This is a genomic window from Desulfocurvibacter africanus subsp. africanus DSM 2603, assembly GCF_000422545.1.
Lineage (GTDB): Bacteria > Desulfobacterota > Desulfovibrionia > Desulfovibrionales > Desulfovibrionaceae > Desulfocurvibacter > Desulfocurvibacter africanus.
In genome coordinates, this window is record NZ_AULZ01000017.1 from 55,973 (window position 1) to 82,532 (window position 26,560).

Here is a 26,560-nt window from a genome sequence, read left to right on the forward strand (position 1 = left end):
TTGGCGTGAAATATGTGGCGACTATTCGCCGGCACCCTGCTCCAGGGGCTTATCCAGGGGCAGACCCGCCTCGGCCATGGGCTCCCGGAAGTCGTCCTCGTAGGCCGCGTAGGAATGCGGCGGGATGCGGGGATTCCAGGGATTCTCGTGGTGCACGAAGCGGTTGTTATTGGCCATGTTGCGCGTGGGCGAAAGGAAGATGCCGCCCATGTGCATGAGCTTGGAGAAGGGGAAGTAGAAAAGCAGCGCACAGACCAGGAACAGGTGCACATAGAATGACATGGCGATGCCTTCGGGCACCACGGGGTGGAAGGTAGCCAAGCCCATGGTAAGCTGCTTGATCGTAGCCACGTCCACACGGTCGATGTAGCGCATGTAGATGCCGGACAACGCAATGCCCAGGATGAGGAAGAGCGGGAAAAAGTCGGCGGCCAGGGACAGATAGCGTATCTGAGCGCGCGTCAGCCGGCGGATGAACAGGTAGCCCACGCCCAGCACGATCATGGCGTCGGTCATGTAGAAGTTGGGCTGGAACATCTGCACGATGCCGTCGAGCTGCTCCGTGACGTTGACCAGGAACGGAACCGGGTCGGTGAAGAAGCGCAAGTGCCGCACGACGATGATCAGGAAGGAATAGTGGAACATGATGGCGAAGAGCCACAGCCACTTCTGGGAGAAGTAGGCCACCTTGGGCTCCTGACCCGGCTCGTAGTACAGCTTGGTCTGCGTGTTGCGGAACAGGGTCCGGAACAGGAAAACCTCGCCCATCATGCGCAGCCATGTGCCGCGGGTCGTCGAAGGGTTGTCGATCGGATTGCTCTCAATCCAATCGAAGGACTTCTGCTGCCCGGCCGTGGTCGGGATGCGGAAGGGGACCGGGATCGTGGCCCACTTGTACACCCGCCAGCAGAAGCCGCCGATGAAGACCGCCGCCGCGGCATAGGGAAGCCAGACACCGAACAGACCGTTCAGGTGCGCTGCCCCCACTCCGAAGATGGCGATCAACATGAGCGCCAAGACCAGAAAGAGTGTGTAAAACGCGTTCATTCTGCCCTACCTCACTTGCCCTGTGCATTGACGTTGCGGTCCTCGAGGCCCAGCGCCTGACGAGGGGACTCGCATATGATGCCGGCCTTCCGAAAGGCCATGTGATGCGCGTGCTTGAATTCATCGATACGCATGCAGAAGACCTGCTCGCGATTCTTCGTATAGAGATCGAAGGCCATGAGCACCAGGTTGTCCACGCGCGTATCGAATACGCCCAGCTCCCCGGCATCGGCCTGACCGCCAAACATCTCGCGCAGAACCTTCTTGAACCCGAAAATGAAGGACAGGGACTTGCTCGGCGCCACATCCTGCACGGCCCGCACCTTGAGCAGGTCGCTCAACGGCCTGGCCAGAGCCTCGGCGTCCTGCCAGGACACAAGACCTTCCACCATGCCTTCCAGCGAAGCATGGAAGATGTGGCACACGGGATTGGTGAAGCGGTCCTTGTTCTTCTTCCAGATCTTCTGCGTTTCAGGGGGAAAGGAGGATAGCAGATGGTCGAACCACTTTTCGACCACGGCTGCCTTGTTCTCTTGGATAAATACTGAAAGCTGCATGTATGTATTCCTGGCCGGCGTGTGTCAAAATTCACATGAGCGCCCGCGCCGGCCTGAAGGCGGTTGCGCTCGCCGACAAGGTCAAGGGTACGCCACGGCCCTTCTCGGCAAGTCATCTGCAGCAAATATAGCTGCTTGGAGCGTCACTTGCTCAACATGCTCAGGGGTAGTGCTTTGGTGAATTTCCCCGCCCCGTGTTGCACAATGCGTTGACCATTAATTTGAAGGTGCGTAGAGGATAAAGCAGCGCCTGTCAAGGAAAGCGCGGCTTTGGTCGCCCCGGCGGACGCTACGGAGCCATGGGGTAGACAAGCGATAGCGCGGCCAAGTCAGACAAGATCAGGGGGAAGCGTGGTCAGCTATACCGGCATCAACCACCTGGCCATGGTTACCGGACATATGGACGCTACAATCCGCTTCTGGCGTGACCTGCTCGGCATGCGTCTGGTGGCCGGGCTTGGTCATCCAGGGTATCGCCACTACTTCTTCGAGATATCCGCGCAGGACATGCTGGCCTTCTTCGAATGGACCGGGGCCGAGCCCGCTCCCGACAAGGATCACGGCGCGCCGGTCAAGGGCCGGATCGCCTTCGACCATGTGTCCATCGGCGTGAGCGGACAGGAGGACCTATGGGAGATCAAGGCCCGGCTGGAGGCGGCCGGCTTCTGGGCTTCCGAGGTCGTGGACCACGGGTTCATCCACTCCGTGTACTCCTTCGACCCTAATAACATCGCCATCGAGTTCAGCGCAAGCTTGCCAGGCGTGGATCTGCGCGTGCGGCCGGTCATGGCCGACACGCAGCCGTCCGCCATCGCCAGCGAAGGCGCCGGGCCGCAACCCGGCCATTGGCCTCAAGCCAAGCCCGTGCCCAAGTCGCAACGCCGGCTCCATCCAGGCTACGGCATGCGGCTCTTCGGTGAGGGCGGCGACGAAAATCAGCCTGTATAAGGCCCAGGCCTGCCACCCGTCCGACAAGCGTACATGCAAGACATCCTCCTGCCCTTCCCTCCCGGCACGACGCGGGCCGTGTTCCTGCGCCGCGAGAAACGCTTCCTGGCCCTTGTGTCCCTGAACGGCCGCGAGGTCTGGACGCACACCAACAATTCCGGTTCCATGCTCGGCCTGTTGCGTCCCGGCAGCCCGGCCCTGATTTCCCCGGCCGCGGGTCCGGGCCGGAAGCTGGAATGGACGCTGGAGGCGCTTCACTGCGACGGTTCCTGGATCTGTGTGAATACCCTGGCCCCCAACAGAACGCTCCGCGCTGCATGGCAGGCCGGACTGCTGCCCGAGGCTGCAGGAACGACGAGCTTCCGGGCCGAGGCCAAGGTCGGAGACAGCCGCCTGGACGCCCTGCTCTCAGGCCCTGGCGGCGACATATGGGTCGAGGCTAAAAACGTGACCCTGGAATTCTGCGGCACGGCCTGTTTTCCCGACGCCGTGACCGAACGCGGGCAAAAGCACCTGCGCGAACTCATGGCCCTGGCCACCCAGGGCCTGCGGACCGCTGTCTTCTACTTCGTGCCCATGGCCTGCGCCGAGCGCTTCGCGCCGGCGGACTTCATCGACCCGAACTACGCAGCCCTCTTCCGCGAGGCCTTGAGCCGCGGCGTGGAGGCCTGGCCTTATCGCGCCCTGGTGGATGAACGCGGCATCCGCCTTGACTGTCGACTGCCCCTGGCAGGTTGTTGAAAAGTCTATGGCCGGGTCACGACCAGCGCCAAGTCAAGCCGAGCTGAGTCAGGGATGAATCAGCTCGGCGGAAGCGACATGCCCATCCATTCTGAGCCGCAGGACCACCGAAAGCACGTCCTTGCTCCCAACGGACAAGCGCAGGTCGGCCAGCGGAGTTTCGCCCACCAACGCAAGCTTGGCGCCGGCTTGGCGGCTGCTGGCCACCCCCCCCGCCCCGCGCTTGCAGACCTGCAGCTCGTAACTCACCCGGCCTTGCAGCTTGGAGACGCATACGGCCTGCACATGCAGCAGGCCATTTTGCGTCGTGGAAACCAGCTTGCCTTGCAAAACGTCCTCCTCCTGGCCTTCGGCCCAGGCGCATACAGCCAATAAAAGCAACAAGCCCAACAGAGCGGCCCACATGCCGGGCCCAGACCCGCATGAAGCCGTCCTGCGCATGGCCCTACCTCACCAGCTCGGGCTTGGTGGCCTCGAGTCGTTTGCTGTTGGCGCAACCCACGTCGTAACCCAATGAACAACTCTTGCGGTAGTCCAGCAAGGCCAGCCGGTAATCTCCATTCCGCTCGTAGACGTAACCGCGGTTGTTGTAGGCCAGGCCGTTGTTTTGATTGAGCGTGATTGCCCATTCGGCATCCTTCATGGCCCGATCCAACCTGTCCGTCTGGGCGTAGGCTTCGGAGCGGGCGGCGTACAAGGCGTCGTTGTATGGGTCCAGACCCAAACCCTCGTTGGAGCTTTCGATGGCCCTGTTCCACTCCTTGCGTTCCAGCGCGCTGCGCGAACGCTGCAGCAGATAGGTGGACCTCTCGCGGTTCACGTCCCCGTTCTTCTCGGACAGGTAGGCCTTGATGACTGGAGAATTCATGTCCGCCGGATCCTTCAGATCCCATAGCCCGTCCAGGATGCCTTCGATGATCAGGCTAACGACCGCCTTCTGCACTGCCTCCATGACGCACATTTGCGGCGGCTCGTTGGTGGAGAGGCCGGCCTCGATCTCCAGCAGGCGGTCGATTTCGACGTAGCGGAACACGCCCACCTTCACCTCGGCGGAAAGTACTGACTTAGAGGTGGACACGGACTGCACGATGGCCCCGCTGAGCACGTCCGAGGCCCGCAAATAGAGCGTGACCTGATCCTTGCGGTATTGCGAGGAGCCGCCGATGCCATGGTACTCAGCGCCGAGTCCAGCGGAGGTCAGGTTCGTCTCGTAGGCCACGATGCCGCCGTCGAGCATGAGCGGCGCGTGCAGCAGCTCTGGCAGTTCCGTATCCTTGCCTATGTTGGCCCGGATAATCTTGCGCTCGGTGATCAGGTTGTTGAAGGACTCGCGCTCCACCGGAACGAACCAACCCGAATCCCGCAAGGCGTCGATGAGCATGGCCGTGGCTCCCTGGGTCACGGCCGTGGAGAAGCTGGATACGTTCTCCTGGAATTTGTACTGCCCGGTCTGGTCCCTGAAGCTGTAGACCGCGACAATGATCTTGTCCTTGGGCTCGGGCAGCCCTGCAAGCTCACGTTGGGTAAGGGTCTTGTAGCCCAGGGAGGGCGCGCTGAAGGTCCTGGCGTTCGGCCCTACGCAAGCAGTGAGCAGGAGGGCGAGCGCAGCGTAGGCCAGGGTCGGCCTGAGAAGAATATTTCGCATTCTTGCCTCGGACTGAACTGTGGAGTGTGCAACCGGAAGGTCACCTAGAAAACCGGGACCTCGACCACCGTGCTGTCGCCGCTCAGGCTATCCGTCACCGCGACCTTGATCACCTTGCCGTTGTTGTCGATGGAAATGACATAACTGCCGATGGTATAGGTCCCATTGGAGAGGTTGCCTTCGTCGCCAAAGGCGTCCTGCACGATCTTGTCCGCAATAAGGCCAAGCACCCTCCTGTTCAGGCCATCCTCAAAGTCGCTGAGAGGGTCTTCCTCATATTCGTCCTCGGCGAAGCGCTTCTGGGAATCAGCCTTGTTGAGCAGGAAATTGCCGATCATGGGATCCCCCCCGAAGCTGGGATTGGTGAAACCGAAGACCAGCTCGGTGGCGGATGCGGTACTCGGCATCGCAGCCAGGGCCATGCACAGCAACGAAACAACAAATATCGTCCTCATGAACGCACCTCCCACGATGCTAGATGCCGGTGCCGGAAAGTTCGGGCGCGACTTCTTCAGCGCCCGTTATGTTTTGGACAACATGGCGGAAGGAAAGTGCCACGGCTCGGTCGACTTCCGCGCGCACATCCGACCCCCTCTGGCTGATCATTCCGACGTAGGCTACTGATCCGCCCACCAGCACCTGCAGCTTGCTCATAGCGCGTCCGCTAGACTCCTCCGTGATGACAATGTCGCTGATGGGAATTCCTTGAAACGAATTCCAGACTCTACAGAACCTTTGATAGAAATCCTGGCCGACACGCGTGTACACATCATTGATGATGAGCTGGTCTTCCAATTCCGCCGCCCATGCCGGACATGCCGGCAATACCGAAATGTAGCCGCTCCAAAAGATGGCCAGTAGAACAATTGTCCGCTGCATGCTGATCTCCCGCCTAAAGAACAGGGCCATGGTCGTTAGCGGCCCTGCCGGTTAAAAACATTTCTTCCGCATACTCTTGGCGCAATTGCTAAAACCGCCCGCTTGATCGTGGCTGCGTTCCTGCCTACTACCTCGCCCAACATTTTCGATTTCCCTCGCCTGCCCCCCATGGGCGGCTTTAGAGATTCTTGCTGATTGTATATGCGTGGGCATGCTCTCCGAACAATTGTACTAAAGATTGTTTTTACTGCTCCAGATGTAGAACTTTAGTTCTAGGGAAGCAGTCGGGACATGCGCCATACACTCATGCGCCATGGCGAATCGAAATGATGCTCCGCGGTCATCTCGCGATCATCTCGATGACGGGTAGGTCAGAGCCTGGAAAGCAGGTAAGGCGCTCGGATATGGACGGGCGCTGATAAACGAAAAAACCCCCGCCGGACATTGTCCGACGGGGGTCTGATCAGTAATCAGCCACGCTTTAGCTCATGACGCCGCGCAGCCGTTCCTGGAGCTTGCCGAGCTTGTCCTGGCGCTCCTTGGCGGCGGCGAGCTTCTCCTTCTCTTTTTCCACCACGTCCTGGGGCGCTTTGGCCACGAAGTCCTTGTTGGCCAGCTTGCGGCTGACGACCTCCACGTCTTTGGAGGACTTGGCGATCTCCTTGTCCAGGCGGGCCAGCTCGGCCTCGAAGTCCACGGCTCCGGCCAGCGGCACGAACAGCTCGCTGCCCTGCACGACCTGCGAGGCCGAGGCCTTGGGAGGCGCGACGTGCGCGCCGACCTCCAGTGACGTCACCCGGGCCAGGCGGCGCATGAATTCCGCGTTGGCCGTGAGCGTGGCCGCATGCTGCTCCGAGGCGGGACGGACCATGACGGACAGGTCCTTGGACGGCGCGATGTTCAGTTCGCCGCGGATGTTGCGCACGGCCACGATGGACTCCTGCAGCAGGCTCATGGCCGACTCGATATCCGGACGCACGCATTCCGGCCGCGCCCCCGGATAGGGCATGGCCGCGATGTCGTCCCCCGTCGTGGCCGGCAGGTGCTGCCAGATCTCCTGGGTCACGAAAGGCGTGACCGGATGCAGCAGCACCAGGATCTCGGATAGCGTCGTCCACAGGACCAATTGCGTTTCGGCCTTGCGCGCCGCGTCGTCGCCGGTCAGGTCGGACTTGGCCATCTCCAGGTACCAGTCGCAGAACTCGCGCCAGACAAAGGCGTACAAGGTCTGCGCGTAATCGTTGAAGGCGTAGCCCTGGATGGCGGCGTCCACCTCGGTCTTGACCTGCTCCAGGCGGCTGAGAATCCATTGGTTGTGCAGGCTGCCGCTCGACGGAGTCGCCTTGAGGGCGGCCTCGCGCTCTTGCGGCGCTTGCGGAGCCCACTCCTCCAGGTTCATGAGCGTGAAGCGCGCGGCGTTCCACAGCTTGTTCACGAAATGGCGGTAGCCCTCGATGCGCGCCTCGGACAGCTTGATGTCCCGGCCCATGGCCGCGAAGCTGGTCAGCGTGAAGCGCAGGGAGTCGCAGCCGTACTTCTCGACCATGTCCAGCGGGTCGATGACGTTGCCCGTGGACTTGGACATCTTCTTGCCTTCCTCGTCGCGCACCAGGGCATGCAGGTACACGTGATGGAAGGGCACCTGCTCCTGGAAGTGCAGGCCCATCATCATCATGCGCGCGACCCAGAAGAACAGGATGTCGAAGCCCGTGACGAGCACCGAAGTGGGATAGAACAGCCCCAGCTCGCGGGTCTTGTCGGGCCAGCCCAAGGTCGAGAACGGCCAAAGGGCCGAGGAGAACCAGGTGTCCAGCACGTCCTCGTCCTGCATGAGGCCGCTGCCGCATTCCGGGCATTCATCCATGTCCGTGCGCGAGGCGAACTGCTTGTAGCAGCCCTGGCAGTACCAGACCGGGATGCGGTGGCCCCACCAGAGCTGGCGCGAGATGCACCAGTCGCGGATATTATCCAGCCAGTCGAAATAGGTCTTGGCCCAGGCCTCGGGGAAGATCTTCGTATTGCCGAGCTCCACGGCCGCGCGAGCCTTGGCCGCCAGGGGCTTGACCGCCACGAACCACTGCTTGGAAACGTTGGGCTCCACCGTGGTCTTGCAGCGGTAGCAGGCCGTCACGTTATGGTCGTAGTCCGTCTCGGCCTCCAGCAGACCCTTGGCCTTGAGCTCCTCGACGATGGCCGTGCGGCACTCCTCGGCCGTCATGCCCACGAAGCGCTCGGGCGAGTTCTCGTTCATGCGCCCTGCGTCGTCGATGACCTTGAGCATCGGCAGCTCGTGCTTGCGGCCAATCTCCCAGTCGTTCATGTCATGGGCCGGGGTGATCTTCAGGCAGCCCGTGCCGAACTCCATGTCCACATACTTGTCGGCGATGACCGGAATCTCGCGCTCGGCGATGGGCAGCAGCACGTTCTTGCCGATGAACTGCTGGTAACGCTCGTCGTCCGGATGCACGGCCACGGCCGCGTCGCCGAGCAGGGTTTCGGGCCGCACCGTGGCCACGGTCAGGGAGCCCGAGCCGTCGGCCAGCGGGTACTTTATCGTGGTCAGGGTCGTGGTGCGCGGAACGTACTCGACTTCATCGTCGGCCAGGGCCGTGTGGCAGCGCGAGCACCAGTTGATGATGTACTCGCCGCGGTAGATGAGCCCCTGCTCGTACAGGCTCACGAAGACCTCGCGCACGGCGCGCGACAGGCCCTCGTCCATGGTAAAGCGGGCGCGCGTCCAGTCCACGGACGCGCCGATGCGCTTGATCTGGTTGTGGATGCGGCTCTCGTATTCCTGTTTCCACTCCCAAACTTTCTCCACGAACTGCTCGCGGCCCAGGTCGTCACGGGTCTTGCTTTCGCCCAGCAGCCGGCGCTCCACCACGTTCTGGGTGGCGATGCCGGCATGGTCCGTGCCCGGCACCCACAGCACCTTGCGTCCCTTCTGGCGCTGATAGCGGCACAGCACATCCTGCAAGGTGATATTCAGGGCGTGGCCGATATGCAGGGCGCCGGTGACGTTGGGCGGCGGTATGACGATGGAATAGGGCTCTCCAGGGGCGTCCAGATCCGGGCTGAACGTGCGCTCGGCTTCCCACTTATCGCGCCAGCGGGCCTCGACTTCCTGGGGCTCGTAGCCCTTGGCCAGGGTCTTCGCGGTCATATGCGTCTCTCCTCGTGAAACGGCCCCATGCGTGAATGGCGGGGCCGGAAATGACGTCGCGCCCACAAAGGAGCGCGTAAGGGTCGGGTCGAATTCCATGCCTTTACACCACGAGCGGCCATCTGCCAATATCCTGGGGAAGGGCTCCGCCCTCCCCCCAGCCCCCACCCGCCAGGGAGCGAGGCCCCCTGGACCCCGCGCCATTTGCTGGCGGCTTCGGCCCGCATCCGGCGGGCCGACCAAGTCAGCGCACTTCATCGGCAGGTTGCCCTGAAGCAAAGGAGAGGAGCGAGCCGATCAACACGGCGCACTCCTCTCCAGTTCCATGCTTGCCTTAGGCAGCCTTTGCGTCAAATCTTACCAGCGTGCTTCTTTCCGCCGTGGCCCGCCTCGGTCCACCTCGGCAAATACCTAGAATTTCTCGAATTCCAGATCCTCGTTACCGTGTTCATCACGCGACACCTGCATATCCTTCATGCGTAGCTGGATGGTGCCGGACGAGCTGGGCTTGGTCGTCGCCGGATGCTGTAAGGGCTTGAAGTTCCTGGCAGGGCTGGACAGGGCGGACGCACGTCTCGCGCCGCTGCCACTGACATTGTCGAGCCTGAAGAAGGCGATGCTTTGCTGAAGCTGTTCGGCTTGACTGGAAAGCTCTTCGCTCGTGGAAGCCGTTTCCTCGGCTGCCGAGGCGTTCTGCTGCACAACCGAATCCAACTGCTGCAAGGCCTTGTTGATCTGTTCCGCGCCCGAGCTCTGCTCCTGGCTGGCGGCGGCGATCTCCTGCACAAGCTCCGCGGTCTTCTGGATATCCGGCACGATTCGCCTGAGCATCTCACCAGCCTTCTCGGCCACCTGCACGCTCGTGCTCGACAAGTCGCTGATTTCGCCGGCGGCAGTGCCGCTTCGCTCGGCGAGCTTGCGCACTTCGGCCGCGACCACCGCGAAACCCTTGCCGTGCTCACCCGCACGGGCGGCTTCAATGGCGGCATTCAGCGCGAGCAGGTTGGTCTGACGGGCAATCTCTTCAATGATGGAAATCTTATCGGCGATTTCTTTCATGGCGCGTACGGTCTGCCCCACGGCTTCGCCGCCCTCGCGGGCATCAGTGGCGGTCTTGATCGCGATCGCTTCGGTCTGGCGGGCATTGTCCGCGTTCTGATGGATGTTGGCTGCCATCTCTTCCATGCTGGAGGAGACTTCCTCCACGCTGGCGGCCTGCTCGGTCGCGCCCTGGGACATGCTTTCCGAGGTCGAGGAGAGTTCCTCGCTGCCCGAGGCCACGTTATCAGCCGCGCCGCGTACCTCGGTCACGATCTCGCGGAGCTTCTCGACCATGCCATTCAGGGCCAAGGAGAGCATGCCCATCTCGTCGCGCTGGGTAACGCTGAGCTTGGTTGTGAAATCACCGCCAGCGAGCTTTTTGGCGAACTCCACGCCCTGGTTCACAGGGCCGATGATGCTGCGCACGATAAGCAACGCAGCGATGATGCCAAGCAGCAGAGCGACGGCCGTCCCAGCCACGATGGCCGTATTGGAGGTGGAAATCTGGGCTTGCATCTTCTGCTCCTGCCCTAGCAGCAGCGCCTCGCCCTTCTCATTGAGCTTCCCGGCATTCGCGACCATCTGTTTGCGGGCCTCTTCCTGCCGAAGAACGTTCTCACGAAATTTGGCGCCGGCGGCGGCGTATCGCTCGACGGCCTTGTCGAGCTTGTCGGCGAGCGCCTGAACCTGCGGCACCCCCGCCCCCTTGGCTCTCCACCTTTTGATGCCTTCGATCTGCGCCGTGAGATCCCTTTGGAAATCGGCCCATGTCGCGTCCGATTTCCTCATGATAAAATAAATCGCGGAGATGCGCATGAGCAGATAGCTGCGCGAGACGTCCTGGTTGAAGCTGTCACTGATGCTTGTCCACTGGATTATCTCGCGCGCGTTGTCGCCCGCGCGCTGCAGGGCCGGAGCCACCAGTTTGTCGCGCACCTCCGCGCCTATGGCGAAGAACTCCGTGTTTACATCGTACCAGACCTTGAATTGCTCGGCTGTTGACTCGTTGAGCGCCGCGTATTCGCCAAAGGCTTTCTCATAGGCTTCAACCGAGGCGATCACCTCATCCAATTCCTTGATATCCTCAATGTCGGCGAAGGACGCTTTGGATTGCGCCACGAACTGCTTCAACTCCAGCATGGATTTGGCCGCGGCGGCTTTGTCTTCCGCGCGCCCTGCGCTCATGTAGTCCTTGACCACGCCTTGAATGTCTTCCATCTCCAACATGGCGGTAGTGACGCTTTGGACCTTGGAGGTTCTGTCCGAAACACTGGACAATCCATACATGCCCATCACCGCGACTGTTAAGGTCAGAACGAGCACGAGGCCGAACCCGAGACTGAGTTTGCTCTTGATGTTCAGGTTCTTGAACATAGACATCCCTCCAAGTTTCCTTTGCGGCGAATTGACTATTAAGCCCAATTCAATGTAATAACATTAAATATTTGTTGTGTTGATTAGACAATCAACCGCAACAAGGCCAGACTTTCCATAACGCCCACTATTATATCTACAGTAATGATGGATCCATCTAGGCACTATAATCAAGAATAGTCAATCTGCTTCGTATGGAGGGGCGTTTCACATTGTATGCAATAGGCGAAAGCCTCTGCTGCAATCAAAACACAATTGCGGCCATTGCATATAGCTTATGTTGATAACAGCCTATCGAATTACATAAGCTTGATACGAAGAATGGATAAACGTATTTAATGCGCATATTTTAACATCTAAAGTATTATCTGACCTGGCCTCATTCAAAACGCATTCCCAGGGCAGAAAGGCAAACTCGGGCTATATCCGCCGGAACCAAACGCAAGGAAGGTCGGCGAGCGCCGGGTCCATGGAATCGCCTATCCCCTTTGCCATCGGAGGGCTGGGCGGTTAGAGTATGGGCCAACCCGCTGAGGAAGCAGCCAGGAGGTATTACGTATGGCCAGGACGACCGAAGAACGGCTGGAGTGGCTCGAAACCACCTTGGCCCTCCAGGATAGGACAATCGAGCAGTTGAATGAGGCGCTCATCGCGCAACAGCGAACGATGGACCGCCTTGAGAACGGGGTCCAAGCCCTAGCCGACAAGCTGCGGGCGTTCGACACGCCCATGGAGGAGGGAGAGGCCGAGGAGCCGCTGCCTCCGCACTATCAAATGAGCGGTCCCAAGTGACGAATTGAGAAGGAGTGAATTCAGCATGGAGATGAAGGAAGTGCGCGCCTCGGCGCGGGAGTTGATGAAGGGATTCTGTCGGGTCTGTCCCGTATGCGACGGTCGAGTGTGCGCCGGCGAGGTTCCGGGCATGGGTGGCCTGGGCACGGGTGCGTCCTTCCGGGCCAATGTGCAGGCGCTGGCGGATGTGCGCTTCGACATGCGCCTGTTGCACGACGCCGCGACCCCTGACCTGTCCGTGACCGTGCTGGGCAAGGAGCTGGCCCTGCCCGTGCTCGCCGCGCCCATCGGCGGCGTGTCCTTCAACATGGGCGGCAAGCGCAGCGAAGAGGAATATGTCGCGGCGGTGCTGCACGGCTGCCGCGTGCGCGGCACCCTGGGCTGCTCCGGCGACGGCGTGCCCTCCTTCATCATCGAGGCGGGCCTGAAGGCCCTGCGCGAACTGGGCGGCGAGGCCATCCCCTTCATCAAGCCCTGGGAGGATGCCGAGCTCTACGAAAAATTGGGCAAGGCCGCCGAGGCGGGAGCGCGCATCGCCGGCATCGACGTGGATGCCGCCGGCCTGGTGACCCTGGCCAAGATGGGTCGGCCTGTGGGTCCCAAGTCATCCGCCAAGCTGCGCGACATCATCGACCGCTTCCCCATGCAGTTCATCCTCAAGGGCATCATGACCCCGGACGAGGCGCGCAAGGCCCGCGACGCGGGTGCGGCGGGCATCGTGGTCTCCAACCATGGCGGACGGGTGCTGGACTTCACGCCCGGTGTGGCCGATGTGCTGCCCAAGGTGGCCGCGGCGGTCAAGGGCGAGATGGTCGTGCTGGCCGACGGCGGTGTTCGCAACGGCGTGGACGTGCTCAAGATGCTGGCCCTGGGCGCGGACGCAGTGCTCATCGGCCGGCCCTTCGCCGTGGCGGCCGTGGGCGGCCTGCAGGACGGCGTTACGGCCTACCTGGATCAGCTCGCGGGCGAGTTGCGCTCGGCCATGGTGCTCACGGGCACGGCCAAGGCCTCGCAGGTCGATTCCGGCATTCTGCATCAGTAAGATGCCTCCGGCGGCCAAAGGGGCGCCGCCCCTTTGAAAACCCCGCCAGGGGTGACGCCCCCCTGGACCCGCGATGTGTGAAGGAATGCCGACAAAGCTCGGCATTCCTTCACATCGAGTCATCTTCGCTTGAGCGAGCGTCCGGAATCCATCCCGCGCGAAGCGGGCAACATTTCCGAATATAAGGGGTCCAGGGGGCCGTGCTCCCTGGTGGGTGGGGTTCGGGGAGGGCAACGCCCTCCCCGATTCTTATTTGCAGGGCAGTACCAGGCGGGCCAGTTCCTCCAGCACGGGCAGCATCTTTCCGTACAGCCCGCCCGAGCCGGGCGGCGGTCCGAACAGGGCCGCGCGCTGCTGCTTGAGGCCGGTCAGACACACGGCGTCGGGAGCCGAGGCCAAGGTCATGGCCAGCCGCTCGGCCAGCAGGTAGCCGCTCAGGCCCTGGTGGAACAGGCGCATCGTGCCGGTGAAGCCCGTGGCTTGAGCCCGCCAGAAGTCAGCGGCCACGTCCGTGGGCTCACAGGCTTGGATCTGGCGCACAAGGGCGTAAAGGCTGCTGATGCCCGCGCCCGGTATGCCGCGCCGCCAGCCAAGCAGCCAGGGATTGCGCCAGAAGAGCAGGAAGTGTTCCTGGCCAAGGCGCACGATGTCGGACAACTGCCCGGATGCCTCCGCAAGGGCAGGATCGTCCCAGCGCACGGGCAAGCCCTCCAGGTCCCAGGCGGGCACCTGGCTTCTCGCGACCTCCAGGCCGCCAAGCACCCTCAGCAGATGGGCCAGCCAGCGGTTGGCCTCGGCCGAAGCCGGTGTCTCCAGGTGCGCGTAGGACAGCACGGCGCGGCCCCGACCCAGACGGGTTTCCACCACGCAGGGCTGGCCGGCCATGAAGTGCGGCCACAGGCGCACGCCGTACATGTTTTGCCAATCATCAAGCGTTTCTTCCGGCAGGCTGGACAGCGGGATATCCGCGACCATGAGATCCGGACCGGGGGTTTCGTAGGCCGCCAGAACCCTTACGTCCGGATTTGGCGCGGGATTGAAGCGCGCCGGCCACCATACCGGCAGAAGTGGGGCTTCGGTCAGCCCCTCTGGCATGAGCTCGCAACGTTCGTCGGCCAGGCGCACGTGCATGTGGCCGCTGACGAAGTGCTGCATGCGGTCCGTGAAACCCTTGCGCGTCCAGGGACAAAGGTCCAGCCCGCCGGCTGTGAGCGCCAGGCCGGCCCCGCCGCAGAAGCCCAGGTAGGCCCCGCCCTCGGTCACATAGCGCCGCACCGCCGCCAATCCCACGGAACCAAGGTGCTCGGCCTTGCGTCGCGCCCAGCCGCCGGGAACCAGCAACATGCGCGGACGCTGTTCCAGGAACACCGGTATTTCTCCAGCCCCGGCCAGCACGGCGGGCACGCCCAAGGCTTTCAGAGCCCGCCACGCGAGCAGGCCCCAGATATGCGATTCATCCCATAGCACGAGCACGGATTCGGACAAATGTTTGGACATACGGCCAGGGACGTATCAGGCCAGCGCCAAGGGGGCAAGAACCGGCAATCGAAAGGAAACTTGGAGTGAAACGCAATCTGCTCTACAGCGGCTTGCAAATGAAATGTGGGTCCAGGGAAATCATTTCCCTGGCGGGTGAGAGTCTGAGAGAGGGCGGCGCCCTCTCTCAGTTGATATGCAATGCTCTCCGGCTGGGCTTTGATAACGTGCACAAGCGGAATGCACGGAAACGGAACACCGGAAGCGTTCGAAAACGGATAAGCTGTTAATTGCCCAGGAAGGAATCGTCCTTGGCCAGATAGTTGCGCACGTAGTCGGCCACGCCATCCTCCAGCGTGGTGAACGGCTTGTCATAGCCGGCCCGGCGCAGCTTTTCCATGGGCGCTTCGGTGAAGTACTGGTACTTGCCGCGCAGGATCTCGGGCATGTCGATGTACTCGATGACCGGCGCCCTATCCATGGCCGAGAACACTGCCCTGGCCAGATCGTTCCAGGTGCGGGCCTGGCCCGTGCCCACGTTGAAGATGCCGTTGACCTCCGGATGCTCCAGCAGCCAGGCCATGACCTCCAGGCAATCCTTGACGTAGATGAAATCGCGCATCTGACCGCCGTCGGGGTATTCGGGCTTGTAGGACTTGAAAAGCTTCATTTTTCCGCCAGTTGGGCCGCTGTCGCCGATCTGCGCGAAGGCCTTGCAAATAACGCTCTTCATGTCCGCCTTGTGATACTCGTTGGGGCCGTAGACATTGAAGAATTTGAGGCTGGCCATCTTGTCCATGAGCCCGCCGCGCAGAGCCCACATGTCCACGAGCTGCTTTGAGTAGCCGTACATGTTCAGCGGCTTGAGCCTGGACGTGGTGTCGTGGTCGTCCGAAAACCCGAGCGCGCCGTCGCCATAGGTCGCCGCGCTGGAGGCGTTGATAAAGCGGATGTTCCGCTCAGCCGCGTAGCGCAACAGGACCTGCGTATAGCGATAGTTGTTGTCCATGAGGTAGTCGGCGTCACGCTCCGTGGTCGAGGAACAAGCGCCCATGTGAATGATGGCCTTGGCGTGCAGATCCTCGTCACCCAGCACGAGCTTGAGGAACTCCTGCTTGTGGACGTAGTCGCGGTAGGTCAGGTTGACCAGATTCTTCCATTTCTCGCTCTCGGCCAGATTGTCCACGACGAGAATGTCCTCGATGCCCATCTGGTTCAGCTTCCAGACCATGGCGCTGCCGATGAACCCGGCACCGCCGGTGACGATATGCATTGCTCACTCCAATCGGATGCGGATTATTCTGATAAAATGTCCCAGCCCGGTTTCATAGCGCACCCCGCCGCGCTTTCCAACCCTCTTTCCGGGAGCTGGCCCGCGCCTCGAGCTTGTCTTGACGTGACGGATATGCTTTTAAGGGACTTCCTCAGTCGTCGTCCAACCTTCCTGTCCGGAGGACCGCAGCATGTTGGCCATTCTCGACTATGAAGCCGGCAACCAGACCTCGGTGCTCAGGGCCTTGCGCCACCTGGGCATACCCGGCGAAATAACCCGCGATCCCGCCGTCATCGAGCGCGCCAGCGGCATCATCTTCCCTGGCGTGGGTGCTGCAGGGCAGGCCATGCAGAATCTGACGAACTCCGGTCTGGACCGAGTGCTCCGCGCGCAAATCGAGCTGGGCAAGCCGCTGCTCGGCATTTGCGTGGGCTGCCAGATCCTGCTGGACTACAGCCAGGAAAACGATACCGCCACCATGGGCGTTGTTCCGGGCGAGTGCGTCTTGTTCAATCCGGCCCTGACCGATGAGGATGGCCAACCCATCCGTGTGCCGCACATGGGCTGGAATTCCGTACAGCGCAAGGCGCCCTGCGAGCTTTTCGAGGGCATTGCGGACGACGCCGAATTCTACTTCGTGCACTCCTACTTCCCCAGCCCACGCTCCGAGTACGTGCTGGCCACCACGACTTACGGCGTGGAATTCTGCTCCGTGCACGGACGACGCGGCATGTGGGCCGTGCAGTTCCACCCGGAGAAGAGCGGCCGCCCAGGCCTGGCCCTGCTGCGAAACTTCCACCGCTACTGCCAGGAGGCCCAAGATGCTCAGTAAACGCGTCATCCCCTGCCTGGACGTACGCGACGGCAGGCTTACCAAGGGCATCAAGTTCAAGGGCAATGTCGACATCGGCGACCCGGTGGAAACGGCCAGGCTCTACTACGAGCAGGGCGCCGACGAGATCGTTTTCTACGACATCACGGCCAGCTCCGATGGCCGCTCCATCATGCTCGACGTGGTGGATCGCGTGGCCAGCCAGATATTCATCCCATTCTCCGTGGGCGGCGGCATTTCCACCGTGGAGCACATGCGCGCCGTGCTCCTGGCCGGCGCCGAGAAAGTCTCGGTCAACTCCGCCGCGGTCAAGAACCCGGACATCATCTCCAAGGGCGCGGCGGCCTTTGGTTCTCAGGCTATCGTCGTGGGCATGGATGTGCTCAAGGTCGACAAGAGCGAGCAGATCCCCTCGGGCTATGAAATCGTCATCCACGGCGGGCGCAAGCGCATGGGTCTGGACGCCATCGACTGGGCCAAAACCGTGGAAGCCCTGGGCGCCGGAGAGTTGTGCGTCAACTCCATCGATGCCGACGGCACCAAGGACGGCTACGAACTGACCCTGACGCGCATGGTCTGCGAAGCCGTGACCATCCCCGTCATCGCCTCGGGCGGCGCTGGCAACCCGCAGCACATGGTCGAGGCTGTCACCCAGGGCAAGGCCACCGCCGCGCTCATCGCCTCCATCGTGCACTACGGCGAATACACCATCCCGCAGCTTAAGCAGTACATGTCCGGCCAGGGCGTGAAGGTACGCACGGTCTGGTAGATTAAAGCAGCCTGTGAATGAAATGTGGGTACAGGGAAATCATTATCCCTGGCGGGTGAGAGTCCGAGAGAGGGCAGCGCCCTTTCTCGGGTAAAATGCAAGTTGCTTTAGATTCCTCAGCGGCCGGGGGAACATGACTCTTCCCGGCCTCCCGATGCTCGCGGCGCGGAGTGTTCAGAGACGAATGCTCCGCGCCGGCATTTTGATGCGCTGGAAAGCTTCCCAGGCGTTAACAAATTTTGCTCGATCTCGCGCAGGCCCCACCATGCCACGCCTTACGCCACGCTACGGCCCAGACGCCTTTCGAAGGCCGGGTCGGCCATGCGGCGGGTCAGGCGCACCAGCAGCGCCACCGCGGCCAGGGACAGCAGCAGCCGGCCCCAGAGAATGCCCGAGGTATGCGCGCCGAGCAGCATCATGAGCAGCGTGTCCTCGAACAGAGAGTGGCACAGGCCCATGAGCGACACGGCGTAGAACACGTCGCGCTTGCTCACGCTGCCGGACTTGGCCTCGTGAATGATGAGGCCGCCGCCGTAGGACAGGCCCATGGTCAGGCCGACGATGGTGATGGTCGAGGCCGTGGGGCCGATGCCCAGCAAGCGCAACAGCGGGCCGAGCACGCGATTCATGGCCTCGGTGGCGCGGATGCGCTCCAGCAGGCGCACGAAGGCCACCAGGCCCAGGATGATGAGGAAGATGGACGCGAAGTTGCGCGCCTGCCCGATAACCCAGGCGGTCAGTGACGTGTCGGCCTGCGCCGCCGGCTGCCAAAGCATTCGCGCGGGCTCCTGCAGGACGTCGAGGGAGGAGTAGGTCGTGTGGAGGATCGCTCCGAAAGCCAGGGCGCCCAGGAAGCGCAATCCGAGCTGAAAGCCGAGACGCGTGCCCGAGCGCTGGGCGATGCGCAGCTCCACGGGCAGGCCGTGGGCCACCAGGATCATGGTCGAGAGCACGGTGACCTGGGCCACGCTGAGGGGCTCGGCCAGGGGCAATGATGCGAAGACCAGGATGCCGGAATAGATATTGTTGAGCATGGCCGTGGCCCAGACCAGGCCGATCTCGGCGGGCAGGCCCACCAGGCCCATGAGCGGAGCCAGCGGACGAGCCAGCCAGGCGATGGCGCCAAGCTCCTGGAGAACCTTCACGGCGATGACCACGGGCACCATGATCTTGAACAACTCAAGGCTGATGCGCAGGGAATCGCGCACGATGCGCGCCAGCGATGCACCAAGGGAAGGGCGTATCGTGGAGGCGTTGGGTGTATCCATGGTCGGTCCGGAGGGTTGCGGGTATGGGGTGCCCGCGCTTATAGCCCCCGAGGGCATGAACGGCAAGACCGCGCTCGGGGCGCGGCCTTGCTGGAAAACGAAAGGTCCGTAGTTGGATCAGGCCATGGCAAGGGTGCTGACCGTGGTTATGAGCGCGTCACGGCTGATGGGTTTGGCCAGCACCGCATTGGCGCCGAAAATCTTGGCCAGGTCGAGATAATCCAGCCTGCCGATGGAGCCGCCTCCGGATATCGCCAGGATCTTGCAGGGTGTCTTGCGTCCCTTGATCTCGCGTATGGTCTCGAAACCGTCCTTGCGGGGCATGAAGATATCGACGATAACCAGATCGGCGGGACCGCTATCCAAACGTCTCAGGGCTGCTTCTCCATCTTCGGCCTCGCTTACATGAAAGCCTTCCTTCTCAAGGAAACGACGCAGGAACGTGCGGATGGCGGCGTCGTCGTCGATGACAAGAATGTTGTGCATGGTCAGCCTCCCTGGAATGTAAGACAGTACCCATGGAAGGCCAGCTATAGCATACTTTGAAATGGTGACAATCAGTTTTTGGTGACACGATGAATGATGAAGTCAAGAAGCTTGCAGCGATAATTGAACACATGACTTCCATGGCAAGAAAGCATGCTGCTTCGCACTGCGAACTTGGCTGGTGGGTCGTGCTGTGTGGCGGTGCATTGGAGCCTGACGATTTCGACCAGCGTGAGCGCATGCGCGAGAGATTGGTGGAGCTTGTGCGTGAACTCGGCATTGCGCTGCAGGAGCATGTCTGGGTCTGGGACGAGCTCAACCAGGCCCAGTTGGTCGTCGGGCGGTTTCCGTCCTACGAACAGGCCATGGACACGGCCGAGCTCCTGAGCGAGCGTATCAAGAACGTCTGTGACGGCGTGGCGGTGCGGGTCATGCAGGAACTGGAGGAAGGTCGAGGCTAGCTTTCGATATAGGCGCGCATCCTTTCGCAGATGCGCGCGACCATGTCCTTGAGCTCCAGGAAATGCTGGCGTGCCGGCTCGGCCTCGCGCTGCCTGGACGCGGACTCCAACGCTCCCGCGACCTCGCGCAGCAGCGCGGCCCCGACTGTGCCGGCAGCGCCCTGGAACGCGTGGGACTCCCTGACCATCTTTGTGTAATCCTGATCCGTTATGGCCTGCTCCAGACTGGCAAGCTTATTTGGCGCGTCCTCTAAAAAGGTCTTGTAGAGCACGCCGAGAAACTCGTTGTCGCCCTGGAGCCGATCCAGGGTCTTGCGCACGTCGAGTACGGCGTCGTCCTCTGGCGCGTTATCGACTTTATGGGGCTGGGCCGGGTGCGCAAGCTCCGCAGCCGCGTCGCGCCGCTTAGCCAACGCCGCGCGCATGACCTTGAACAGTTCATCCTGATCGATGGGCTTGGACACGTACTCGTCCATGCCGGACTCCAGGAAGCGCTCGCGGTCGCCCTGCATGGCGTGCGCGGTCATGGCCACGATGGGCACATTGCGCACTTTGGCATAGGCCGGGTCGTTGCGGATGATCCGCGTGGCCTTCACGCCGTCCATTTCGGGCATCTGCACGTCCATGAGCACCAGATCGAAAGGCTCGGCCGCAAGCTTGTCCAGAGCCTCCCGACCATTGGCGGCAGTCGTGGTCAGACAGCCTTGCCGTTTCAGGAGGATGCTGGCGTAGTGCTGGTTGACCAGATTATCCTCGGCCAGCAGTACGCGCAGTCCCATGAGTGGGTCCGCCTGGCCCGGCTGGCCTGGCCGCTGGGCTTGGACCCGAGATTCCGGCTTGGCCGTGATGGGTGCGATCGCCCGCTCCAGAGCCACGGTGAAGTTGAAGGTGGCTCCCTGTCCGATCGCGCTCTCGACCCAGATGGCGCCGCCCATGAGTTCCACGAGCTGCCTGGAAATGGCCAGGCCAAGGCCCGTGCCTTCGTACTGCCGGCTCAGGGAACTGTCGCCCTGGGTGAATATGTCGAAAACGCGTTCCTGAAGCTGCGTATCGATGCCGATACCCGTGTCGGCGACCGAGAACAGCAGCTCGAACTTATGATCCGGCTCCTGACCCGACGGTGTGTGCGATGTCGCGGTCGGCAGCACGTCGATGTCGATGCCGCCGCTCGGCGTGAACTTGATGGCGTTGGACACCAGATTGAGCAGCACCTGGCGCAGCCTGCCCGCATCGCCGTGCAGGTGTTCGGGCACGGCGGGATCGATGCGCAGAGTCAGGTGCAGGCCCTTGGCTTCCGCCTGCATTTCCATGGGTTTCAAGGCCGCCTGCAGGATCTCCCGCAAGCGGAAGTCACTGCGCTCGAGCTCCAGCTTGCCGGCCTCGATCCTGGAGAAATCGAGGATGTCGCCCACAAGGGTGGCCAAAGCGTCAGCCGAGGCCTTGACCATGGACAGGTACTCGCGCTGCTCCCTGTTAAGGCCCGTGCGCAGGGTCAACTCGGTCATGCCCAGGATGCCGTTGAGCGGGGTCCTGATCTCATGGCTCATGTTGGCCAGGAATTCGCTCTTAACGCGGCTGCCGGCCTCGGCAGCCTCCTTGGCCCGAACCAGCTCGCGTTCCAGGAGCTTCTGGCGGGTGACGTCCTGCACCGTGCCGAGGATGCGCGAAAGCTTGCCCGTCGCATCGAATTCCGCCTCGGCCTGGCACAAGCCGATGCGCTCCACTCCATCCTGGCGCATGAAGCGGAACTGCAACTCGAAGGGAGTCCCGCGCCTGGCGGTATCGAGCAGGCATTTCACGAAGGCCTGGCTGTCTTCGGCATGCAGATGCCGCAGCAGGAAGTCTCGGCCGGGCTGCACCGATCCGGGTTGATAGCCCAGGATGCGGTACAGCTCGTCGGACCAGATGAACGCATCCCCTTTGGACAGCCATTCGAAGCTGCCGAGCATGGCCAGATGTTGGGCCTTGGCCAGATTGGCCTCGCTGCGCCGCAGGGCCTGTTCGGCGCGCTTGCTCTCGGTGATGTCCATGTGCGTGACCACGGCCCCGCCGCGGTCGCTCATGGGGCTGGCGTACAGGAGCAGCCAGCGTTGCTGTCCGTCGGATTGCACGCACAGCTCGCTGCTGAAACTTTTGCGCGTGCCGGCGGCGACTTCGTGCACGGCGGCGGCGACGCTGTCCAGCGCGATATCCTCGCTGCACAGGCCTTGGCGCGCGATATGCCCGAAAGTTCGGCCCAGGACGCCGGGAATCAGGGGCGAGTCGCGTCCCATGTGCTCCCAGGCCTCATTGGTGGCCGTGATGCGGCCTTGGGCATCCAGAACCATGATCTGCGCGGGCAAGGAGGCTATGACCGCGCGCAACAAGGCTTCCTTTTCGGCGAGATTCTTGTTGGCCCGGTCCAGGGCCCGGCTCTGGATTACGGCGTTCTCGTAGGTGGACAGGAGCAGGTCGGCCATCTGGCGGGCATCGGCGGAGACGTGGTGCCGCTTGCCGCCGAAGACGATATCCAGCTCGGCCTTCTGGCCTTTCGCGCGGCGCAGGTCCAGCTCGGACATAAGTTGGCGCACCCGCCCTAACAGCAGATCTGGATCATAGGGCTTGGTCACGAAGTTGGTGGCTCCGGACTTGAGGCCCTTGAGTATGTCCTCGGGGTCCGCAAGGGTGGTCAGCAGGATCACGGGGATGTGCGCCAGCTTCGTGCTGGCGCGGATGCGTCTGCACAACTCGTAGCCATCCATTCCGGGCATGAGAATGTCGCTGACGACGACCGCGGGCGGATTCTCGTCGGCCAAAGCAAGGGCCTCCACGGCCGATGCGGCCACGCGCACGGACAGCCCGCTGCCAAGCAGCAGTTGCTCCAGGCGCAGGGCCTGGGTAGGGCTATCCTCGACGATGAGGATGTATGCATGGTCAGGCATGCAGGCTGGATACCCGAATCCGGTAACAGGTGGCAACGTCTATGTGAACTCGCTCAGCAGACCGATCAGCATTCCCGCTATTTCCTCCTGCGGCAGGACATGCACGGCCGCTCCCAGGCGGACGGCCTCCCGTGGCATGCCGTACACGATGGACGTACATTCGTCCTGGGCGATGGTCACGGCGCCGCGCTCGCGCATGAGCCCGAGCTCCAGGGCTCCGTCCCGGCCCATGCCCGTAAGTAACACGCCCACGGCGCGGCTGCCCAGAAATTCAGCCACGCTGCGAAAAAGTTGGCCCACGCAAGGCCGCAGGGTTCCTTCGGGCGGGGCGTCGCTCAGGCGCAACGTGTTGCCGCGGGCCACCAGCAAGTGGTGGTCGTCGGGTGCGAAGTAGACCGTCCCCGGCTCCATGGCCTGGCCATGAGCCGCGATGCACACGGTCAGCTTGCTGACCTGGTTGAGCCAGTGCACCAGGCCGGGCAGGAAGCCGCGTGAGATGTGCTGCACCACGACGATGGGCGCGGGAAAATCCTTGGGCAGGCCGGAGAGGATGGCCCGCAGGGCCTGGGGACCGCCCGTGGATGCGCCCATGGCCACCAGCTTGCGCTTGAGCAGCCCTCGCTGCCTGGGAAAAGCCGTTTTGGTACGGTCTGCGGATTGAGTGCGGCGGCGCACAACCTCGACCTCAGCCATGAGCTTGATGGTCGAGACGAGTTGCTCTCGCCGACAGGCGAAATCCGGAGTGCCGAAACGGGGCTTCTCCAGGATGGCCAGGGCTCCGGCGCCCAGGGCGTCAAAGGTCTTGGCGACCTCCTCGGGGGCCCACTGGGCGCTGACGATGACGATGGACGTCGGCGTGCTTGCCATGATGGCCCGCGTGGCCGCGATGCCGTCCATCACGGGCAGGCTGATGTCCATGGTGATGACGTCGGGCCGCAGGCGGGCGGCCAGTTCCACGGCCTCGGCCCCGTCAGCGGCTTCGCCCGCGACCTCGAAGCCGCCGTCGCTCAGTATGTTCCTCAGGAACTCGCGTACCGAGGGCGAATCGTCCACGATGAGGACCCGGATCGCGGCACGCGTTTTCGCCGTGTCGGCCCTGGAAGGGGTGTTGGACATGTCGTGGCACTCCTGCGGTTGCAAGGCCGCGGACATGGTTATATTAATAACCGCATGCGAAAAATAGCGCCAGCATCCCGTTGAAACGAGTTGCTGGTCGTAATTGTCTGCCGAACGTCAGGAATGTGAAATATCCGTGGGCAATGGTCGGGCCTTGCGCGACCATTGCCAAGTCGAAGCCGTGTTGACGGCCTTCTATAACACTCCGTTCAACCCGAAAACGGGCTCTGCGCCGGCAGCCGGCTTTTCCGCCCGCAGCAGCGCATTAGAGCATTTTGCTTTTGAAAATGCTCTGCAAGCCATGCGTCGGCATGGCTTGCCGCCGTGTAGGCGTAGGCGCAATTCACTTGCGCCGTCAACGCCGGAGCGGGCGTCTTAAAAGCAATCTGCTCTAGGCGAGCCTGCGCACCGTTTCCAGCAGATTGCCCTGGTCGAAGCTGCTTTTGACGATATAGGCGTTGGCCCCGGCGTCCACGCCGCGTTCACGGTCGGCCGGCGAGTCGAGGGAAGTGACCAGGATCACGGGCAGCGCGGCCAGGACCTTGTCCTCACGGATGCGCCTGGTCAGCTCCAGCCCGTCCATGCGTGGCATCTGCACGTCGGAAACCACTACGTCCGGGAGCTCTCCGCGCAATCTGACCAGGGCTTCCTGGCCGTCCACGGCCGTGAACACGCGGTACCCCGAGGATTCGAGCACGGCCTTGAGCAGCATGCGCGAGGTTACGGAATCCTCCACCACGAGCACAGTCTTGGGCTTGGGCGGCTCCGTGCGAACCGGTCGCTCCACGGCGATGCGACCGCTCAGGCCCGAGGCCACCAGATCGGGCGTGTGCAGGATGGCGGCCAGGCTCCCGTCGCCCAGCAGCGTGATTCCGGCCACGTTTCGCACACGCCGGAGCTGGCTGCCCAGGGATTTGACCATGACTTCCTGTTCGCCGAGCAGCGCCTCCACGCGCAGGGCCAGCCGGTTTTGGCCTGCGGCCAGGACCAGGGCCTGGCTGTTCCGGCTCCCGGCCTCGGACGCGTCATCTCGCTCGGTGCGCTCAATCATGGGCAGACCCAGGATCGCGGCAAGATCGACCAAGGGCAAGGTCTGGTCGATGTACGGCACCGCCTCGCGGCCTTCGATGTGCAGGGTCTCGTCCTTTTCGAGCAGAAGCACGCGCTCCACCCCGGATTTGGCCAGCAGAAAAGTCCGGCCTCCGGCCAGCACCGCCAAGGCCGGGAAAGAGCTGAACGACAGCGGCATGGTCATGTGGAACGACACGCCTTGGCCGGGCCGGGTTTCCAAACGCAGGGCGCCGCCCAGCCGCTCCACGCGCTCGTGGGCGATGGCCAGGCCCAAACCCCGGCCCGAAATGTCCGTCACGGCCCGCCGGGTGCTCATGCCCGAGCGGAAGATGAGTTCCAGGCCTGCGTCCTGGTCCAGGCTTACAGCCTGCGCCGCATCCAGTAACCCGGAGTCCTTGGCGGCCTCCAGCACCTTGTCCCGGTCGATGCCCCGGCCGTCGTCGGCCACCACGACCTCCATGCGATCCTGTTCCAGGGGGCGCACTCGTACGCTGATATGGCCCTGCTCGGGCTTGCCGACGCGTCTGCGCTCCTCGGGCGTTTCGATGCCGTGGTCCACGGCGTTGCGCAAAAGATGCAGCAAAGGGTCGTGCAATTGGTCGAGGATGCGCCTGTCGATCTCCATGTCCTGGCCTTCGATGGCGAGATCGACCTGCTTGCCGAGCTCGTGGGCCAAGTCGCGAATCATCTTGGGAAAGCGTTCCAGCAGCCGCGAGAAGGGCAGGGTCAGGGCCTGCTTGAGATCATCCAGCAACGTGTCGACCTTGAGCGTCATGTCGCGACGCTTGGCCGCAAGTTGCGCGGCATGGGCTTTAGCTTCGGCGTTCAGCTCGGCAGCCAGCTCCGCTGCCTGGGCAAGCCGGTCAGCCAGTTGTTCGTCCGGGCCGCCGCGTCCTCGCTGGTCAAGGGTCGCGGCCATGCGCTCCAGGAGCTTGCGCAATTGGAGCGCCGTGGTTTGCATGAAGCCCGCCTCGTCGGCCAGTTTGGACATGGCTAGCTTCTCGGGCAGGAACTCCTCGCAGTCGCTCAGGAGGCGTTCCAGGCGATCCGAAGGCAAACGCAGCATCTGGCTCTTGTCCTGCCCTGTCCAGGCCGCGCCTGCAGCGACGGCGGATGGTGCGGCAAGTGCGACAGGCGCGGCGGACGGAGCGGATGGTTGGCCTGGGGGCTGGGCGACATGCTCGACTGCCTCCGTGACGACTGCCTCCGCCGCTGGCGGCTCGCGTCCCTCTGCCGCGGCCGCGAGCTCGGCCGCCAGCCTGCGCAGCATCGGGTCGCCCGGCGGCGGCAAGGTCGTGTCGTCGGACTCAGGATCAAAACGGGACAGCAAGCTGCGCAGGACCTTCAGCGCCTTGTGCAGGAGATCGAAAAACGCAGGAGAGGGGCTGATGCGGCCGGCCTTGAGCTCGCCGAGGGCGCTTTCCAGGGGTTGGCAGACCGTCTCCAGGGCCGGTGCGTCCACGGTGCGCGAGGCCCCCTTGAGACTGTGCACGTCGCGGTAGAAAGTCTCCAGCCAGGCGGCGTTTTCCGCATTCAGCGGGCCTGGGCCGATAGCCTCCAGAGCCATGAGCGCGGATTCCATGGCCGATAGCCGTTCTTCGGCCTCGGCGGCGAATGCCCGGCGCAGCTTGCGCAGGAAGGCGGCCTCGCCCATGCCC

22 protein-coding genes are annotated in these 26,560 nt (G+C 62.7%); 7 read left to right on the plus strand and 15 right to left on the minus strand.

Translation table 11 applies throughout. The features are described from left to right. Nucleotides 1-21 precede the first annotated feature (21 nt). Both dsrM and H585_RS0112565 read right to left on the minus strand, forming a co-directional pair. Nucleotides 22-1,047 carry a sulfate reduction electron transfer complex DsrMKJOP subunit DsrM gene (gene dsrM, locus H585_RS0112560; RefSeq protein ID WP_014259590.1) on the minus strand — a complete coding sequence of 342 codons (1,026 nt, stop codon included), beginning with the start codon at nt 1,045-1,047 and terminating at the stop codon, nt 22-24. A gap of 11 nt (nt 1,048-1,058) precedes the next feature. Beyond that, the gene (locus tag H585_RS0112565) at nt 1,059-1,604 is read right to left on the minus strand and encodes an RsbRD N-terminal domain-containing protein (protein WP_027368082.1); all 546 of its coding nucleotides are present in this window, start codon (nt 1,602-1,604) and stop codon (nt 1,059-1,061) included. A 351-nt stretch (nt 1,605-1,955) separates the two neighbouring features. Between H585_RS0112565 and H585_RS0112570 the strand changes: the two genes are divergently transcribed. Both H585_RS0112570 and sfsA read left to right on the plus strand, forming a co-directional pair. Continuing rightward, nucleotides 1,956-2,552: a VOC family protein gene (locus H585_RS0112570; protein WP_027368083.1), complete on the plus strand. Its 597-nt coding sequence runs from the start codon at nt 1,956-1,958 to the stop codon at nt 2,550-2,552. 33 nt (nt 2,553-2,585) lie between these two features. After that, the gene (gene sfsA / locus H585_RS0112575; RefSeq protein WP_027368084.1) at nt 2,586-3,293 is read left to right on the plus strand and encodes a DNA/RNA nuclease SfsA; all 708 of its coding nucleotides are present in this window, start codon (nt 2,586-2,588) and stop codon (nt 3,291-3,293) included. A gap of 48 nt (nt 3,294-3,341) precedes the next feature. Here sfsA and csgH read toward each other — a convergent pair whose 3' ends face one another. From csgH to H585_RS0112605, 6 genes are all read right to left on the minus strand, one after another. Continuing rightward, the gene (gene csgH / locus H585_RS0112580; RefSeq protein WP_244432540.1) at nt 3,342-3,623 is read right to left on the minus strand and encodes a curli-like amyloid fiber formation chaperone CsgH; all 282 of its coding nucleotides are present in this window, start codon (nt 3,621-3,623) and stop codon (nt 3,342-3,344) included. A 115-nt stretch (nt 3,624-3,738) separates the two neighbouring features. After that, a complete protein-coding gene (locus H585_RS0112585; RefSeq protein ID WP_027368086.1) occupies nt 3,739-4,938 on the minus strand; it encodes a CsgG/HfaB family protein in 1,200 nt (399 codons plus the stop codon). Between the two features lie 44 nt (nt 4,939-4,982). Beyond that, nucleotides 4,983-5,393: a curli production assembly/transport component CsgF gene (locus H585_RS0112590; RefSeq protein WP_027368087.1), complete on the minus strand. Its 411-nt coding sequence runs from the start codon at nt 5,391-5,393 to the stop codon at nt 4,983-4,985. Nucleotides 5,394-5,412: 19 nt separating this feature from the next. After that, nucleotides 5,413-5,817 (minus strand): CsgE family curli-type amyloid fiber assembly protein, encoded by a 405-nt coding sequence (locus H585_RS0112595; protein ID WP_027368088.1) that lies wholly within the window; start codon nt 5,815-5,817, stop codon nt 5,413-5,415. A gap of 481 nt (nt 5,818-6,298) precedes the next feature. Beyond that, on the minus strand, nt 6,299-8,980 hold the full coding sequence (locus H585_RS0112600; RefSeq protein WP_027368089.1) for a valine--tRNA ligase: 2,682 nt from the start codon (nt 8,978-8,980) through the stop codon (nt 6,299-6,301). Between the two features lie 411 nt (nt 8,981-9,391). Further along, entirely contained in the window at nt 9,392-11,395 is a 2,004-nt protein-coding gene (locus H585_RS0112605) for a methyl-accepting chemotaxis protein (RefSeq protein WP_027368090.1), read from the minus strand. Nucleotides 11,396-11,953: 558 nt separating this feature from the next. On the opposite strand from H585_RS0112605, the gene H585_RS0112610 reads away from it, so the two are divergent. Beyond that, entirely contained in the window at nt 11,954-12,187 is a 234-nt protein-coding gene (locus H585_RS0112610; RefSeq protein WP_014259580.1) for a SlyX family protein, read from the plus strand. Nucleotides 12,188-12,212: 25 nt separating this feature from the next. Then, a complete protein-coding gene (locus H585_RS0112615; RefSeq protein WP_014259579.1) occupies nt 12,213-13,229 on the plus strand; it encodes an alpha-hydroxy-acid oxidizing protein in 1,017 nt (338 codons plus the stop codon). A 249-nt stretch (nt 13,230-13,478) separates the two neighbouring features. On the opposite strand, the gene H585_RS0112620 is transcribed toward H585_RS0112615, so the two are convergent. Beyond that, the gene (locus H585_RS0112620; RefSeq protein WP_027368092.1) at nt 13,479-14,726 is read right to left on the minus strand and encodes a BPL-N domain-containing protein; all 1,248 of its coding nucleotides are present in this window, start codon (nt 14,724-14,726) and stop codon (nt 13,479-13,481) included. 265 nt (nt 14,727-14,991) lie between these two features. Beyond that, nucleotides 14,992-15,978: an ADP-glyceromanno-heptose 6-epimerase gene (gene rfaD, locus H585_RS0112625; protein ID WP_027368093.1), complete on the minus strand. Its 987-nt coding sequence runs from the start codon at nt 15,976-15,978 to the stop codon at nt 14,992-14,994. Nucleotides 15,979-16,168: 190 nt separating this feature from the next. Between rfaD and hisH the strand changes: the two genes are divergently transcribed. Together hisH and hisF are read left to right on the plus strand one after the other, a co-directional pair. Next, nucleotides 16,169-16,810, plus strand: coding sequence for an imidazole glycerol phosphate synthase subunit HisH (hisH, locus tag H585_RS0112630; RefSeq protein WP_014259575.1), 642 nt, complete (start codon nt 16,169-16,171; stop codon nt 16,808-16,810). Beyond that, nucleotides 16,800-17,579: an imidazole glycerol phosphate synthase subunit HisF gene (gene hisF / locus H585_RS0112635; protein WP_014259574.1), complete on the plus strand. Its 780-nt coding sequence runs from the start codon at nt 16,800-16,802 to the stop codon at nt 17,577-17,579. Before hisH ends, hisF begins: the two co-directional genes overlap by 11 nt. Nucleotides 17,580-17,854: 275 nt before the next feature. On the opposite strand, the gene H585_RS0112640 is transcribed toward hisF, so the two are convergent. Further along, complete coding sequence (locus H585_RS0112640) at nt 17,855-18,847, minus strand: membrane protein (protein ID WP_027368094.1); 993 nt, start codon at nt 18,845-18,847, stop codon at nt 17,855-17,857. Nucleotides 18,848-18,964: 117 nt separating this feature from the next. After that, entirely contained in the window at nt 18,965-19,333 is a 369-nt protein-coding gene (locus tag H585_RS0112645; RefSeq protein WP_014259572.1) for a response regulator transcription factor, read from the minus strand. A gap of 140 nt (nt 19,334-19,473) precedes the next feature. Here H585_RS0112645 and H585_RS0112650 point away from each other — a divergent pair, with 140 nt between their 5' ends. Further along, a complete protein-coding gene (locus tag H585_RS0112650; protein ID WP_244432541.1) occupies nt 19,474-19,794 on the plus strand; it encodes a hypothetical protein in 321 nt (106 codons plus the stop codon). On the opposite strand, the gene H585_RS0112655 is transcribed toward H585_RS0112650, so the two are convergent. From H585_RS0112655 to H585_RS0112665, 3 genes are all read right to left on the minus strand, one after another. Further along, complete coding sequence (locus tag H585_RS0112655) at nt 19,791-22,715, minus strand: response regulator (protein ID WP_027368096.1); 2,925 nt, start codon at nt 22,713-22,715, stop codon at nt 19,791-19,793. The genes H585_RS0112650 and H585_RS0112655 overlap by 4 nt on opposite strands. Nucleotides 22,716-22,754: 39 nt before the next feature. Then, nucleotides 22,755-23,831, minus strand: a complete 1,077-nt coding sequence (gene cheB / locus H585_RS0112660; protein WP_027368097.1) for a chemotaxis-specific protein-glutamate methyltransferase CheB — start codon at nt 23,829-23,831, stop codon at nt 22,755-22,757. A 391-nt stretch (nt 23,832-24,222) separates the two neighbouring features. Then, complete coding sequence (locus tag H585_RS0112665; protein WP_027368098.1) at nt 24,223-26,556, minus strand: hybrid sensor histidine kinase/response regulator; 2,334 nt, start codon at nt 26,554-26,556, stop codon at nt 24,223-24,225. Between the last annotated feature and the right edge of the window lie 4 nt (nt 26,557-26,560).